Source organism: Azonexus sp. (assembly GCF_047638095.1).
Classification (GTDB): domain Bacteria; phylum Pseudomonadota; class Gammaproteobacteria; order Burkholderiales; family Rhodocyclaceae; genus Azonexus.
The window spans coordinates 1-13,972 of record NZ_JBLJBW010000008.1 but is presented as its reverse complement, the minus strand read 5'-3'; the positions used below and the strand labels follow the sequence as shown (position 1 = coordinate 13,972).

The following is a 13,972-nucleotide window of genomic DNA, read 5'->3' as shown; positions in this document are numbered from 1 at the left end:
AATCGGCCTTTTCACGAAAAGGAGCGGGCATGTTCGACTGGCGCGATTACGGGAATGGCATTTACGCCTTTGACGCAGGCTATGTGCGGCCAATTCTGGCGGCGATTCATCTCATCGTCGACCATGGCCGGGTTGCCTTTATCGACACCGGCAGCAAGGATTCTTTACCGCATGCCCGTGCCGCCCTGGAAAAACTCGGGCTGACGGCAGATGCCGTGGATTACGTCATCCTCACCCACATCCACCTCGACCATGCCGGCGGCGCCGGCCACCTCATGCGCGAATTCCCCAAGGCGCGTCTCGTCGTGCACCCGCGCGGCGCGCGCCACATGGCAGAGCCGGCGAAACTGGTGGCCGGCGTCACGGCAGTCTATGGCGCAGAATATGTCGCACGCGTCTATGGCGAAATTTTGCCGATTCCGGCCGAACGCATCATCGAAGCCGGCGAAGGCACGCGCATCCGGCTGGCCGAGCGCGAACTCCTCTGCCTGGACACACCGGGGCACGCCCGCCACCACATTTGCATCGTCGATGCGCAGGCCAAAGCGATTTTCACCGGCGACATGTTCGGGCTGTCTTACCGCGAACTCGACGTGGCGGGCCGTCAATTCATCTTTCCGACCACCTCACCCAGCCAGTTCGAGCCGGAAGAAATGCGCCGTTCCATCGAGCGCCTGCTCGAATTCAAACCGGATGCCATGTATCTGACGCACTACAGCCAGGTGCCAGAGGTCGAAAAACAGGCCGCAGAACTCTTGCGCCACCTCGATTTCTCAGTACAACTGGCGCTGCGCCACAAAGACGCCGGCGAACTCCGCCACAGCCGCATCCACGCTGACCTGAGCGCCTACCTGTTGGCTGAAGTGCGCCGCCACGGCTGCACCTTGCCTGACGCAGAAATTCTTCAGCTCTGGGCCACCGACCTCGAATTAAATGCCCAAGGTTTGGGCGTCTGGCTGGACCAGCAGGCTGCCGCTCATTGACCTGCCGCCCATTGATTTCAAAGCCGCCGGCTTACACCCCGGCAATGCGCCGAATGGCCCAGCTGGCGGCGAACATGCCAAACACGGAAGTGACGCAGGCTGCCGAACCAAAACCGGCACAGCTCAAACCTTGCGGCGCGGCATCCAACGCGCAGGACGGCGCGGGTGGCGGGTAACGCAGCGGCTCGGTCGAATACACCGCCGGCACGCCAAATTTTCCCTGCCGGGGAAAAGCGTGCGCGCGGCGCAAACTGGCGCGCACTTTGGCCAATAGCGGGTCTTGCGTGGTCTGGCTCAAATCGGCCAGCGTAATTTGCGTCGGATCGAGCTGCCCGCCGGCCGCCCCCGCCACGACGAGGGGAATTTTTTCCTTCTGGCAATGCGCAATCAAGGCAACCTTCACCCGTGCCTGATCGATCGCATCGATCACCACATCAAACTCAGGGTGCAGCAACTGCGCAAGATTCTCCGGCGTGACAAAATCTTCGATGCACTGCACCGCACAGGCCGGATTGATCGCCGCGATGCGCTCGGCCATGGCGCTGACCTTCGCCTGCCCATACACCTCACCCAGGGCGTGAATCTGTCGGTTGGTATTGGATTCCGCCACCATGTCGAGATCGATCAAGCTCAACCGCCCAACAGCCGTGCGCGCCAAGGCTTCCGCCGCCCAGGAGCCGACGCCGCCCAAGCCGATCACCGCCACATGCGCCGCCTGCAAACGCGCCAGCCCCGGCGCGCCATATAAACGCGCCACACCACCAAAACGGCGCGCAAAATCGAAATTTTCAGACATCAGGTTTCTATGGTCTTACGGATTACCGTATTGAATGGCGCAATCCATTCCGGCGCGAATTGTTTATCGCAGGCATTGATTTCAGCAATGGCGCGCAGCACGGAACGGGTTTTACCCCGGTCACTATGTTTGAGCATAACGGCCTCAAAGGCATCGATAATGGCAAGGATTTTCGCTCCAGGGCAGATGGCTTCGCCGGATAACTGCTGCGGGTAGCCGCGTCCATCGGGCATTTCGTGGTGTTGCAAAACAATTTCTGCGGCCCCCGGCCAGCCCGGCATCCGCTGCAACAGTCCTGCCCCCAAACCCGGGTGCGCTGCCAGCAGTTCCTTGTCGGCGTCCGTCAGGCGGCCCACTTTGAGCCAGGCCGACTCCGGCAAAAACATCATGCCCACATCGTGCAGATAAACGGCCGCCTCCAGCTGCAAGGTATCCACCACGCCCCCGCCCGCCTTGTTGGTTTCCAGGGCCAGACGCAAAATGCGCATGGTGCGCCCCTTGAACAGCGGCGAGCGGTTTTCCAGTTGCAAGGCCAGCGAACGGAAAAAAGCGAGGTCTTCGTTGAGTCGCACATGCCCGCTCGTCGAACGCCCGGCGCTGCTTGCCGTCAAACCGCCGGCACTGGGGTTGAAACCCGTCACCGCCTGAATCAGTTCGGCACAGCGCGCATCGATGGCATCGACCGGCGCTTGGGCCAGATTGCCCAGATACTCGAGCAGCGTGGGCAGGTGCAGGCTGTTTGTCGAGCGCCCGTGCAGCATAGCTTCGGTCGCCAATTCGAGACGGTCGAGCGCGAGCAAAATGGTTTCTGCAAGCAGATCGGAAAAGGGAATTTCACCGTCGCGAAAACGCGACATCAAGGATTCGACCGGGTGCGCAATGGCCACACCCAGCTCGAATTTGCACAGGGCAGCGTCGCCCTTGATGTTGTGCATGGCGCGAAACAGGTCCGCCGTCAGCTCCCGCTGCGCTCCGCCCTGGCGCAGGCGCGCCACATCGCGCTCGATCGCCGGGCTGCGGTCGTACAAGGCGTCGGCAAACTCCTGTAACGCCTCCAGGTCGAGCCCGACCTTGCTCATGTTTTCCTGCATAATCGGCTCTCCCGCTCGTTGTACCCAGAATGCCCACAGTGTAACAAAGCGCCGCCCGCCCAGAGACAGCAAAGCAGCTGCCCCCCTGATTTTTCGAGGATGCACAAAATTTTTACTTCCGTTACCTTTGATCTCGATGGCACCTTGGTCGATAGTCTGCCCGACTTGACCAGCGCGTGCCAAGCGATGCTGCACGAGCTGGCACTGCCCACGCGCAGCTCGGTCGAAATTGCGCAGTTTGTCGGGCAAGGCATGGCCGTGCTAGTGGAGCGCTGCCTGACTTTTTCTGCCCCACCCGCTGCCGAGCAACTGACGCACGCCATTACGGTTTTTCGCCGGCATTACGCGCACACCAACGGCCAGCATAGCCGCATCTACCCCGGCGTCAGCGCCGCGCTGCGCGCCTGGAGTGCACTGGGTACGCCGCTGGCCATCGTCACCAACAAACCCGAAGCGTTCACCCATCAACTGCTGGAAAAACTCGATCTAGCCCGATTTTTCCCGGTCGTGGTGGGCGGCGACACGACGGCGCAGCGCAAACCCCACCCCGCACCGCTCATCCATGCCTGCGCCGCCATGGGGCAGCCGCTCTCCGGCAATCTGCACATCGGCGACTCGCGCCACGACATCGCCGCCGCACGTAACGCCGGCTGCGCGGTGTATTGCGTGCCTTACGGCTACCACGGCAGCACCCCTCTGCGCAGCGATGAGTGCGACGCACTGGTGGACGACATTGCTGCCGCCCTGACAATGGCCCAACGCTCCAAAGCCTGACGGCAAATTCAAGTTACGGGTAGGCGGCTTCCCGCGCTGCGGCGCGGGCGTGCTTGGCGCGCCTGGCTAAACTTCAGGCCGGGCTGGCCGCGCAGTCAAAACGCGGGGCGGGAGGCGCAAGGACGGCCGCCATTTCAGCGATGTCCTCGCCATGAAGCGCGCCATAGCGGGCGGCGAGCAGTGCCGCCTCACGCTGTGCGCAGTAAGTACCCGCTACCGCCCCAATCACGATCAAAGCCGGTGACTGCAAGCCTGCCGCGGCCACTTTTTCGGCTAAGGAAGAAATCGGTGCGGCGACACTGCGCTGCTCGCGTGTCGTCGCCGATTGCACGACCAGACCCGGCGTATCGGCGGGCAGACCGTGCGCAATCAACTGGCTGCACACTTTCGGCAAGGCCGCCAAACCCATGTACACCACCAGTGTTTGCCGTTCGCGGGCGAGCACGTCCCAATCCAGGTCGAGCGAGCCGTCTTTCAAATGCCCGGTGGTCAGCACCAGGCTGCACGCGTACGAGCGGTGCGTCATCGGCACGCCGGTATAAGCCCCGACCGCCGAGGCGGTCGTCACGCCGGGAACGATTTCAAAAGGAATGCCCGCCGCTTCCAGCGCCGCCATTTCTTCACCGCCCCGACCAAAAATAAAGGGATCGCCGCCTTTCAGGCGCACCACATGCAAACCTTGGCGCGCCAGCTCCACCAAGAGTTCATTGATCCGCTCCTGCGGCAAGGCGTGCCGCCCAGCCTCCTTGCCCGCGTACACCGTGCGCGCCGAGGGCGAAATCAAGGCGACCACCTCATGCCCGACCAGATTGTCGTACACCACCGCTTGCGCTTCCTTGATCAAGCGGTAGGCCCGCAATGTGAGCAACTCCGGATCCCCCGAGCCTGCGCCCACCAGACTGACTTTACCGTACATGACGTTTCCCCTTTTTTCCGTTGATCTGCTGCCTGTGCCGCCCGCGTTCAGTGGCTGGTGCCTTCCGAGCGGGTGATTTTGTTGTGTAAATTGTACTTGCCGACCGGCTTGTCCATCGGGATGCGCTTCACTTCCTTCAGGCTTTGTGCGTCGAACACAATCAAGGCACCGCCGGCGGCCTTGCGCTCCCACAAACTGGCCAAGACATAGCGGCCATCGCGGGTGAATTCGACGTGAGCAAGGGTTTTGCCTGGCACCGGGCGCAGTTGCGCGACGATCTCCAGCTTCTCTTTGTCGATGACCTGCAAGGTATCGCGGTGCTCGCGGTGCATCATCGAATCAGTCCAGGCGTAGCGGCTCTTTTCGTGGCTGCGCATGAAAAACCCCGGCCCCAGGGTGGGGATGCTTTTCACCAGCTGCCAGTTGTCGGTATCGATGATGCTCACCAAGCCCTCATTCAGATTGGGGGTGGCCATCACTGTTTTACCCTGCCAGGCCCAGGTAATGCCCGAGCCCAGATGCGGCATGCCCGGCAGCTGCAATTCCGCCACTTTTTTGCGCGCATCGAGATTGATGACCTGCCCGCGCCCGCCTTCGCGTGAGGCTCCCATCAAATCGTTGTAGTCCTGGGTGAAGAAGAAATCATCGAGATAATCTTCCGTCTTGGTGCGCTGCGGATTGAGAAAACCGGCAATGAAAGCGCCTTCCTTGTACTGAAAATCATGAATCCAGCCGGCCGGGATGTCCGGATGTTTAGGGTTGTAGGAAATCTCCCAGACTTCATTGACGTCTTTCAAAGCGGCCACGAAGCTCTGGCGCGGGGCGGCATCATAAACCGCCGAAACCCGCGAGCTCTTTTTCCCGTCCTTGTCTTGCACCGGCAGCACGCGCAGGGGTTTCAAATCGCTATCGAGAATGACCAGGCTGTGCGGCAGGTAATTGGCAATCGCCACAAACTTGCCGTCGGCAGAAACCGCCGCATTGCGCGTGTTGATGCCGGCGCGCACTTCGGCCACCGGCGTTAGATTCCAGATGTCGTACTTGGTCACCCAACCATCGCGCGAGGCGAAATAAACAAAGCGCCCGTCCGGTGAAAACTTCGGCCCGCCGTGCAGGGCAAAACGCGACGGAAAGCGGTGGATGGGTTCGAGCTTGTCGCCATCGAGCACCGAGACATGGTGGTCGCCACTTTCCACGACGATGAACAGATTCATCGGGTCGGCGCTGAAAGAAGGTCGATGCGGTAATTTTTTCTCATCGGCGTGCACGATGTGCGAGGCCAGAATATCCGCTGCGTCCCAGCGCGGGCTGACCGCCGGCGGGGTGTAGATATAGGCCTGCAAGGCATCGATTTCAGCCGCGTTCAACTTACCGGCAAATGCTTCCATCTGCGTTGCCGGGCGGCCTTCGGCGATAACCTTGCTCGCCTCGCCCTTACGCAAGCGCCCAAGATTTTCCGGCAACAAGGCCGGCCCCATACCGCCCAAACGCTCGACACCGTGACAGCTGGCGCAGTGTTGCTGATAGAGCGCTTCGGTCGCCGCCTTGGGTACGGCCGGGGCTTGGGCCAAGGCCGGGCCTGCAAGCAGGGCATAGAAGGCAAGGAAAGTGGTCGTCGATTTACGCATGGTCAGGCCGCGATTTCTTCATCAGTCAGATAGCAACCGGGGTCTTCCGCCCACAGATTGCCGGTGAGTTGTTGGGCGCGCACGCGCGTGTTGCCGTTGCAGATCGCAAGATGCGCGCAGCTTTTGCAGCGTCCTTCGACCGGGCGCGGACGCTGTTTGAGGCCAGCCATGAGCGGATCGGAAATATCCGCCCAAATCTCGCCAAAGGCTTTTTCGCGCACATTGGCCAGCGGGTAATGCCACCACATGGTGTCCGGATGCACCACGCCCAGATTATCGATATTGGCCACATTCTGACCGGAGGCATTGCCGCCCCACTGGGCAAGTTTCCCGGCGATGTGCGCGGCTTTTTCCGGGAACCGTTGGCGTACCCAATGCAGAAAAAATGGCCCATCGGCGTCGTTGTTGCCGGTGGTGAATTCCTTGTGTATGCCGCGCTGACGATAATCGAGGCAGGTATCGAAGAGCAGTTCCATGGCCTGACGCGTCAGTTTGTACTGCGCATCCTCGGCGCGGTTTTTGTTGCCACGCCCGGCGTAATTCAGGTGTGAAAAATAAAAACGGTCGATTTTTTCTTCTTCCACCAAGGCCAGCAAACCGGGCAGATCATCGGCGTTATCGCGCGTCATGGTGTAGCGCACGCCGATTTTCAGATTGCGGTCGCGGCACAGGCGAATGGCGTGCAGGGAAGCGTCGAACGCGCCCTGCTGCTGGCGGAAACGGTCGTGCGTCGCGCCCAGGCCATCGAGCGAAATACCGACATAATCAAAATCACAGGCGGCAATGTCGGCGATGTTGTGTTCGTCGATCAAGGTACCATTGGAGGAGAGCGCAACATAAAACCCCATGGCCTTGGCGCGTTTAGCAATGGCGTAGATATCCGGATGCAGGAGCGGCTCGCCGCCAGACAAAATCAACACCGGCACGCGGGCGGCTTTCAAATCGTCTTGCACGCGGTAGATTTCCTCGGTGCTCAGTTCGCCCGGAAAATGCGTGTTGGTGGACACCGAATAGCAATGGCGGCAGGTCAGATTGCAGCGGCGCAAAAGGTTCCAGATCACCACTGGCCCAGGCGGCGCACGATGCGGGCCGACCGGCGTGGGGGTATCCAGTTCGGCAATGAAATGACTGATACGAAACATGCCTACTCCATTCAGGCGGTGAGCCGCAAGCCGGTTTTTTTCAGAATCCGGGTGGAAAACAAAATATCGCTGGCGCGACAGGCCTCCCCGAGTACGGCGCGTAAAACCTCGACCTGGGCTAGAACTTCTTCACGGCTGCCACCGTGCACCATGGCAAACAGGTTATACGGCCAGCCGGGCAGATGGCGCGGGCGGCGGTAGCAGTGGGTGACGCCGGGGATCTGGCCGATCTGCTCACCCAGGGCGTCGACCTTGGCATCATCGACATCCCACACGCTCATGCCGTTGGCGGTATAACCAATGGCGTAATGGTTGGGCACCACGCCGATGCGGCGAATCACACCGCGCGCCAGTAAATCTTCGAGCCCGGCCAGCACCGCTTTTTCATCACAACCCAAGCTGCGCGCCAACTCGGCATAAGGTTCGGGCACGAGCGGCAAACCCTGTTGCGTGGCCAAAATCAAACGGCGGGCAAAATCATCCATGGCTGCCTCCCCGGCTGGCCAGTTTCATCTCCACGAAATACTCCTTTTCCTTCGGGAAGGCATGCACGCTAAGGCCGGTATCGGCCTCGATCCGGGCAATGGCGGCGGCGATACCGGCGGGGGTTTCCGTCGCCAGCACGAACCACATATTGAAGCGATGCTCACGACGATAGTTGTGCGCCACCTGTGGCAAGGCATTGACTGCCGCGAGCACGCGCTCCCAATCCGCTTCCGGCACTTCCAGCGCCGCCAGCACAAAGGCTCCGCCAGCGCGCTCGACCTGAAACATCGGCCCAAAACGGGTCAGCACGCCGCGTTGCAGCAAGCTTTTGATACGCTCGATCAGCGCCGCTTCCGGCATCTCCAAACGCGCCGCCGCCGCCGCATAGGGGCGCGAAACGAGCGGAAAACCGCCTTGCAGATGATCGATGATGCGCCGTTCGAGCGGATCGAGCGCCTGCGGTTCAGACATAGCGCGCTCCAGTCTGTTTGAAACAGCGTTGCGAAAAGAGCACGGCGTGCGCCGTATCCCCCAGGGCATGGCGTTCGCGCAGATGCGCAATCGTGGCTTCGACCTTGCTGCGGCATTGCCCGTGGATCATGCAAAACAAGTTGTACGGCCAATTGGGCAAATGGCGCGGGCGGCGGTAGCACAGGGTGACCGCATCTTCTTCGGCCAAGGCGGCAGCAATGCGATCGACGGCCTGGTCGGGAATGTCATGCACCAACATGGCGTTGGCGGCAAAACCCAACTCGCGGTGGCGCACCACCACGCCCCAGCGGCTGATCGCCCCGGCCTGCAGCCAGTTTTCCAGCTGCTGCACGAAGACGCTTTGCGTCACGCCGACATCCTCAGCCATGCTTCGATAGGGCTCAGAAAGTAGCGGAATGCCTTCCTGCACGCGCGCCAGTATGGCTTTTTGTTCGCTCGACAAGGACTGCGGCGCGGCCGGCAAATTGTTATGGCGGCGCACCGCCCCACCTTGCAGTGGAAAGCCCAGATCGATGTGGTAAGCCTTTTCCATGGGCAGCGACAAGGTCGGCAAAGCGCTTTGCGCCTCGATCTGGCGCAAACTGCGCGCCAAAGCGGGGGCGTCGCCGGCCGTCAGCACGAACCACAAATTGAATTCGTGCTCGCGCTGGTAATTGTGATTGACCCCGGGAAAGGTGTTCACCAAAAGGGCCACTTCCTGCAAACGCTCTACCGGCACCGCCATGGCCACCAGCGTAGAGACACCGAAACACCCCGGGCGCAGCACGGCACCAATGCGCGAAACACGCCCGTCGTCTTGCAAGCTTTGCAAGGTTTCGATCACCGCCGCTTCGCTTTGCCCGAGCTGCTGCGCCAAAACGGCGTAGGGTTTCGGGCAGAGCGGGAAGTCGCGCTGGAAATCGTTGAGCAGACGAAAAGTAAAATCCTGAGTCATTTAGAAGCCGATACGGTGGGCGCGGCTCGTGAAGAAAATCCCCGAGGGCGCATCGGCCTTAATTTCCCCGATCTGAGTAAGGTTTTCCGTGCTGTAAATCAAAATTTTGTGATCATCGCGCGCCGACAGCCAGACGTGCTCGCCGCGCGGCGTAAATTCCATGTGCAGGATGCCCTTGCCCGGCTCCAGTTGGCTCACCACCTTGCCCTGCAGGGTATCGATGACGTCGATCTTGCTGTAATCCGGAAAAGAGAAATTCACCCAGATCTGCCGCCCGTCCGGACGCGCCATGACGAACACCGGCTGACCGCGCACCGGAATGCGCCCGACTTCCTGCCAGGTGCTGGCATCCACCACCAACACTTCATGACGGCCGACCGCCGGCAGGTAAACCTTGCCTTGCGCCATGGTCCAGCCGCGCAAATGCGGCATTTTATAGACCGGCAAGCGCTGTTCGCCCCGCCCGTAGTTTTGCAAAATTTTCCGCGCGCCCTTCTCGGTCTGCCACAGATCGAGCAAGCCGATGCCATCTTCACCGAACAAGCCCGCCATGAAATAACGCCCATCCGGCGTCACCAGACCGTCGTAAGGGTTCTTGCCGGCGGGAAAACGCTGGGTGGTCGGTGCCCGCGGATTACTGAAATCGGTCACCCAGATTTCGCCGGCCTCGAACAAGGCATAGGCAAACTTGTTGCCGGCGGTATCGGCCAGGCCGACCACCTTGGAAAATTGGCCCGGAGCGTATTCAGCCGGAACTTCGGAAAGCAGCTCCAGGGTTTCGGCATCGAAGGCCTTGATGCCGCCCGGCGTGTAGTTTTGCGCGACGACGATACGTCCATCCTGCGAGATCGAACCGCCAATGGCATTGCCGCTTTGCACCACGCGCTTGACGAGGCGCGCTTCCAGCATATCGATTTTGCTCATCGCCCCGTCCCGGCCAAAAACATAGGCGTAACGGCCATCGCGCGAATACACGGCGGAAGCGTGCGACAAATCGCCCAGGCCGCCAATGCGGGCGTAAGGCTGGCGGTTCGTGGTGTTGGCCAGGGTCACATGGCCGCTGGCGCGCTCGATGATCAGCGCCAGATCACCGGTGGCACGCGGTGCGCCAGAATTTGCACTGGCCGCCCCCGGCGGCGGCGTATGGGCGCAAGCGCCGAGAAAAGCCGCCAAGAACAAAATAAACAGGCTACGCATGAAAACACCTCTCTGGGGAAAAAAGCGCGGCAAAACGCCTTTCCAATGTGTATTTGATCTGCTTCTTTCTGCGAAGAAGGCAGCTCCGGCAAGCGCCGGGCGCACTACGCGCCGGCGCAGTCTACTCGGGAAAACCCGCCAGCAAACGCTCGATAATCCAGGCCGCTTCGTTTTCGTTCAAAAACCTCTGCCAGGGCGGCATCGGCGTCCCCGGGCGGCCGTGGTACACGGTCGCCGCGAGCCCTTCGCTGGATTTGTCTTGCAAATCTGCCGGCAAGAGCGCGGGGCCGAGGCCACCTTGCAGACTCATGCCATGACAGGAACCGCACTCCTGGCGCACCATGTGCACCAGTTGCTTCTGCCGTTCGAGGCTCGGCACGGCGGCGGCTTCGCTTGCCTCCGCCGTGGCCTGAAACAGCATCAACAAGGCACCGGCCAGCGCCAGCGCGGATTGCACCCGCCAGCGCCAGAGTGCTTTGCGGCGCAATGCCGCCTTAGAACTTCTTGGCCTTGACATCGCCCTCGGCTCCCAAACCGATCGTATGACCGAAGGAAACATGGTGGAAACGACCACCGGCATGGTCGGCATGGACCGCGATACCGAAGTGCACCGCCTGGCTGGCCGGCAGCTTGCGGCTGAAGGTCACCGTCCAGGTGTCGCCGTTCTTCTTGCCTTCCGCCTTCACTCCGGCCTGGCCGCCGTCCATGCGGCGCTGGTCGGTGACACTACCGTCGACCACCTTGCCGGAACTCGTCCACTGCATCAGCTCATAGGCTCCGGCGCTGGTGTACTTGGTTTTATCCTTGCCTTCCGGCATGGTTTTGGCGTCCTGGTGGCAGGTCGCCCAGCAACCGACCTGTTCAGCCATCGGCACTTCGGCGCTGGGGAAGAGCACGGTGGCCTTCACCGCATTTTCCTTGTCCGACTTGTCGACACCGCCTTCTGGTGCCTTGAAACTCATCCGCACATAGAGCTGGCCGGCATCGTAGGCCGCCTGCACGCTGACCGGGAAGCTCTTCACCTTGGGAGCGCCCTTGGGATCGAGCTCGCTGGCGATGCGCTCGAGATCGACGTTGATCTCACCATTCTCGACGTGGCAACCGGCGCAGCTCTCGCCTCGGCTCAGGCCCCGGCTGCCGCCGTGCTTGCCCTTGCTCTCGATCCACTCCCAGGGCGTTGCGCCGGGATGGAAAACATGCACCGTCGTCGCCTGCACCGAAGCCCAGTCCGGCGCAGCCAGCGCCAGCGGAGACAGGGCCAAGCCACCCATCAGGAGGGCGGCACCATGCACTGCATATTTCATTCTTCACCTCTCACAGAATAAACCCCACGCACAAGAGATTACGGGGGCTTGCGCCCCCGTATCCTTGCGTCACATCAAAGGCACGAAATAGGCTTAGTAGATGTCGTGCTGGGTGTTGTAGACGTTGAACTTGCCGGTCGGGGTGATCATCTTCGGATCGGTGATCACTTTCTTGACCTTCAGCGTAGCATCGTCATACACCACGACAGCGGAACGGTCGGTTTTGCCGCCCCACAGCGAGATCCACACTTCCTTGCCATCCTTCGAGTATTCCGGATGCACAGCGCGCTTGACGGCCTTGGTCGGGGGCAGACCGGAGTCTTTCGCCACGTTCAGAATGGCCTTCGGCTTGGACAGATCGGCCATATCCCACACCGCAACCGATTCCGCCAGATCCTTGTCCGGGTTCTGCGGTGCATCAGCCCAGAAGTGCTTGGAAACCGGGTGCGTCTTGACGAACAGGTTGCCCGGCACGTGCTTGATTTCCTGCACGACCTTCCAGTTATGCTCCTTGTACTGGGCGAACTTCGGATCATCAGACGGCGTCGAGATCAAGGTCACGACGTCAGCGCCCAAGTGGCCGGTGGCCCAGACCGGACCAAACTTCGGATGCACGAAGTTGGCACCGCGACCCGGGTGCGGAATCTTGGCGACATCAACCAGGGCAGCGAGCTTGCCTTCCTTGGTGTCGACCGCAGCGATCTTGTTGGAGGCGTTAGCGGCCACCAGGAAGTAGCGCTTGGAAGCATCCCAGCCGCCGTCATGCAGGAACTTGGCGGAAGCGATGGTGGTGGTCTTCAGGTTTTCGATGTCGGAGTAATCGACCAGCAGGATCTGACCGGTTTCCTTGATGTTCACCACCCATTCCGGCTTGATGAAGGAAGCAACGATGGACGCCACGCGCGGCTCCGGATGGTACTCACCATCCACCGTCATGCCACGGGTCGACACGACCTTGCGCGGCTTGAGCGTATCGCCATCCATGATGACGTACTGGGGCGGCCAGTAGGAACCGGCAATGGCGTATTTGTCTTCAAAGCCCTTGAACTTGGAGGTATCCACCGAGCGGGCATCAAAACCGATCTTCACTTCCGCGACGACAGCCGGTTTTTCCATCCACAGGTCGATCAGGCTCAGGCGACCGTCACGGCCGATCACGTACACATAGCGGCCGGAGGCCGACAGGCGCGAGATATGCACGGCGTAGCCGGTTTTGACGATGGAGCGGATTTCCTTGGTGTCGCCGTCGATCAAGGCCACTTCGCCGGTGTCACGCAGGGTGACGGAGAAGACGTTCTCGAGGTTGATCTTGTTCATCTGCTTGGTCGGACGCTTGTCGACCGGCACGATCACCTTCCAGGAATCCATCGTTTCCTTGAGGCTGTATTCCGGCGGAACGTCCGGCACGTTCTGGATGTAACGCGACATCAGGTTGATTTCCTGCTTGGTCATGATGTCGTCGAAGTTCACCATGCCGCCATCGGTACCGAAGGCGATGATTTTTTCCAGACGATTCTGGCCCAGCTTCAGCGTACCGCCCTCGGTCACCTTGCCGTCCTTGTCTTTCTTCGTCCAGTGCGGTTCCAGGTTCTTACCCGTGGCACCTTTACGCAGCACGCCGTGGCAGCCGGCGCAACGTTCAAAGTAAATCTTTTTGGCCTGCTCTTTTTCAGCATCGGTCATGGCCGGTGCTGCGGATTGAGCAAAAGCCGAGCTCATGGCACCTGCCATGACGGTCAGTGCGAGTACCCCTAACGACTTCATCTTCATGTCTACTCTCCTATTGATGGAAAATTATTGCGACCGAACCCCCGGAGCAATGAGAGCAAGTTTCCCGGGAGGCGCGCAGCCTGTCTTTGATGATTCCTAAATCACACCACCCGAACTAGGGCTTTTTCGGAATTCTCCGAGGGGTTTCTGGGAAATTTTGACAAACATCAAACTTGTTCGGGGTTGCCCCATTCGGCCCCAAACCCTTGTTGCGGTAAACGTGCATCCTTGATCCGCATCATGGATTCGCGGCCTAGCGAATCCGAGAATTCTGGCACCGTCACAAAGGAGGGCACCATGAGCGGTATTTTTACTAAATCGATGGCACGGAACATCTTCTACGGGGGAACGGTGTTCTTTTTCCTATTATTTCTGGCACTCACATTTGATTCGCACCAGGAATTCCCGAAACGCGACAATAACGCCAAGCTGACGCCGCAAGCGATTGCCGGCAAGTCT

The 13,972-nt window shown here is 60.4% G+C and carries 14 protein-coding genes and 1 pseudogene; 3 read left to right on the top strand and 12 right to left on the bottom strand.

Features of this window, described 5'->3' with window-relative positions; all coding sequences use genetic code 11:
• Positions 1–29 precede the first annotated feature (29 nt).
• Positions 30–983, top strand: coding sequence for an MBL fold metallo-hydrolase (locus ACM62Q_RS03250; RefSeq protein ID WP_415033545.1), 954 nt, complete (start codon positions 30–32; stop codon positions 981–983).
• 31 nt (positions 984–1,014) lie between these two features.
• On the opposite strand, the gene ACM62Q_RS03245 is transcribed toward ACM62Q_RS03250, so the two are convergent.
• On the bottom strand, positions 1,015–1,779 hold the full coding sequence (locus ACM62Q_RS03245; RefSeq protein ID WP_415033544.1) for a ThiF family adenylyltransferase: 765 nt from the start codon (positions 1,777–1,779) through the stop codon (positions 1,015–1,017).
• On the bottom strand, positions 1,779–2,858 hold the full coding sequence (locus ACM62Q_RS03240) for an HD-GYP domain-containing protein (protein WP_415033543.1): 1,080 nt from the start codon (positions 2,856–2,858) through the stop codon (positions 1,779–1,781). Before ACM62Q_RS03240 ends, ACM62Q_RS03245 begins: the two co-directional genes overlap by 1 nt.
• A gap of 111 nt (positions 2,859–2,969) precedes the next feature.
• On the opposite strand from ACM62Q_RS03240, the gene ACM62Q_RS03235 reads away from it, so the two are divergent.
• Positions 2,970–3,644 carry a phosphoglycolate phosphatase gene (locus ACM62Q_RS03235; RefSeq protein WP_415033542.1) on the top strand — a complete coding sequence of 225 codons (675 nt, stop codon included), beginning with the start codon at positions 2,970–2,972 and terminating at the stop codon, positions 3,642–3,644.
• Between the two features lie 73 nt (positions 3,645–3,717).
• Here the strand turns inward: ACM62Q_RS03235 and cobA are convergent, their stop codons facing one another.
• From cobA to ACM62Q_RS03185, 10 genes are all read right to left on the bottom strand, one after another.
• Positions 3,718–4,560: a uroporphyrinogen-III C-methyltransferase gene (gene cobA / locus ACM62Q_RS03230; RefSeq protein WP_415033541.1), complete on the bottom strand. Its 843-nt coding sequence runs from the start codon at positions 4,558–4,560 to the stop codon at positions 3,718–3,720.
• A gap of 47 nt (positions 4,561–4,607) precedes the next feature.
• Entirely contained in the window at positions 4,608–6,188 is a 1,581-nt protein-coding gene (locus tag ACM62Q_RS03225) for a cytochrome D1 domain-containing protein (protein WP_415033540.1), read from the bottom strand.
• A gap of 2 nt (positions 6,189–6,190) precedes the next feature.
• On the bottom strand, positions 6,191–7,330 hold the full coding sequence (gene nirJ / locus ACM62Q_RS03220) for a heme d1 biosynthesis radical SAM protein NirJ (RefSeq protein WP_415033539.1): 1,140 nt from the start codon (positions 7,328–7,330) through the stop codon (positions 6,191–6,193).
• A gap of 11 nt (positions 7,331–7,341) precedes the next feature.
• Positions 7,342–7,815 (bottom strand): Lrp/AsnC family transcriptional regulator, encoded by a 474-nt coding sequence (locus tag ACM62Q_RS03215; RefSeq protein ID WP_415033538.1) that lies wholly within the window; start codon positions 7,813–7,815, stop codon positions 7,342–7,344.
• On the bottom strand, positions 7,808–8,287 hold the full coding sequence (locus ACM62Q_RS03210) for an Lrp/AsnC family transcriptional regulator (RefSeq protein ID WP_415033537.1): 480 nt from the start codon (positions 8,285–8,287) through the stop codon (positions 7,808–7,810). The genes ACM62Q_RS03215 and ACM62Q_RS03210 overlap by 8 nt, the downstream gene beginning before the upstream one ends.
• The gene (locus ACM62Q_RS03205; RefSeq protein ID WP_415033536.1) at positions 8,280–9,242 is read right to left on the bottom strand and encodes an Lrp/AsnC family transcriptional regulator; all 963 of its coding nucleotides are present in this window, start codon (positions 9,240–9,242) and stop codon (positions 8,280–8,282) included. The genes ACM62Q_RS03210 and ACM62Q_RS03205 overlap by 8 nt, the downstream gene beginning before the upstream one ends.
• Positions 9,243–10,439, bottom strand: a complete 1,197-nt coding sequence (locus ACM62Q_RS03200) for a cytochrome D1 domain-containing protein (RefSeq protein ID WP_415033535.1) — start codon at positions 10,437–10,439, stop codon at positions 9,243–9,245.
• Positions 10,440–10,560: 121 nt separating this feature from the next.
• Complete coding sequence (locus ACM62Q_RS03195) at positions 10,561–10,926, bottom strand: c-type cytochrome (protein ID WP_415033534.1); 366 nt, start codon at positions 10,924–10,926, stop codon at positions 10,561–10,563.
• A gap of 7 nt (positions 10,927–10,933) precedes the next feature.
• A complete protein-coding gene (locus ACM62Q_RS03190) occupies positions 10,934–11,743 on the bottom strand; it encodes an ethylbenzene dehydrogenase-related protein (protein WP_415033533.1) in 810 nt (269 codons plus the stop codon).
• 93 nt (positions 11,744–11,836) lie between these two features.
• Entirely contained in the window at positions 11,837–13,513 is a 1,677-nt protein-coding gene (locus tag ACM62Q_RS03185) for a cytochrome D1 domain-containing protein (RefSeq protein ID WP_415033532.1), read from the bottom strand.
• 297 nt (positions 13,514–13,810) lie between these two features.
• Between ACM62Q_RS03185 and ACM62Q_RS03180 the strand changes: the two are divergent.
• Positions 13,811–13,972: pseudogene (locus tag ACM62Q_RS03180) on the top strand (cytochrome c); the annotation flags it as partial.

Excerpts from the sequence above, each read along its gene's own strand:
- ACM62Q_RS03225 (WP_415033540.1), bottom strand. The coding sequence starts at position 6,188 with ATGCGTAAATCGACGACCACTTTCCTTGCCTTCTATGCCCTGCTTGCA.
- ACM62Q_RS03210 (WP_415033537.1), bottom strand. The coding sequence starts at position 8,287 with ATGTCTGAACCGCAGGCGCTCGATCCGCTCGAACGGCGCATCATCGAT.
- ACM62Q_RS03240 (WP_415033543.1), bottom strand. The coding sequence starts at position 2,858 with ATGAGCAAGGTCGGGCTCGACCTGGAGGCGTTACAGGAGTTTGCCGAC.
- ACM62Q_RS03250 (WP_415033545.1), top strand. The coding sequence starts at position 30 with ATGTTCGACTGGCGCGATTACGGGAATGGCATTTACGCCTTTGACGCA.
- ACM62Q_RS03235 (WP_415033542.1), top strand. The coding sequence starts at position 2,970 with ATGCACAAAATTTTTACTTCCGTTACCTTTGATCTCGATGGCACCTTG.
- ACM62Q_RS03185 (WP_415033532.1), bottom strand. The coding sequence starts at position 13,513 with ATGAAGATGAAGTCGTTAGGGGTACTCGCACTGACCGTCATGGCAGGT.
- nirJ (WP_415033539.1), bottom strand. The coding sequence starts at position 7,330 with ATGTTTCGTATCAGTCATTTCATTGCCGAACTGGATACCCCCACGCCG.
- ACM62Q_RS03215 (WP_415033538.1), bottom strand. The coding sequence starts at position 7,815 with ATGGATGATTTTGCCCGCCGTTTGATTTTGGCCACGCAACAGGGTTTG.
- ACM62Q_RS03205 (WP_415033536.1), bottom strand. The coding sequence starts at position 9,242 with ATGACTCAGGATTTTACTTTTCGTCTGCTCAACGATTTCCAGCGCGAC.
- ACM62Q_RS03245 (WP_415033544.1), bottom strand. The coding sequence starts at position 1,779 with ATGTCTGAAAATTTCGATTTTGCGCGCCGTTTTGGTGGTGTGGCGCGT.
- ACM62Q_RS03190 (WP_415033533.1), bottom strand. The coding sequence starts at position 11,743 with ATGAAATATGCAGTGCATGGTGCCGCCCTCCTGATGGGTGGCTTGGCC.
- cobA (WP_415033541.1), bottom strand. The coding sequence starts at position 4,560 with ATGTACGGTAAAGTCAGTCTGGTGGGCGCAGGCTCGGGGGATCCGGAG.
- ACM62Q_RS03200 (WP_415033535.1), bottom strand. The coding sequence starts at position 10,439 with ATGCGTAGCCTGTTTATTTTGTTCTTGGCGGCTTTTCTCGGCGCTTGC.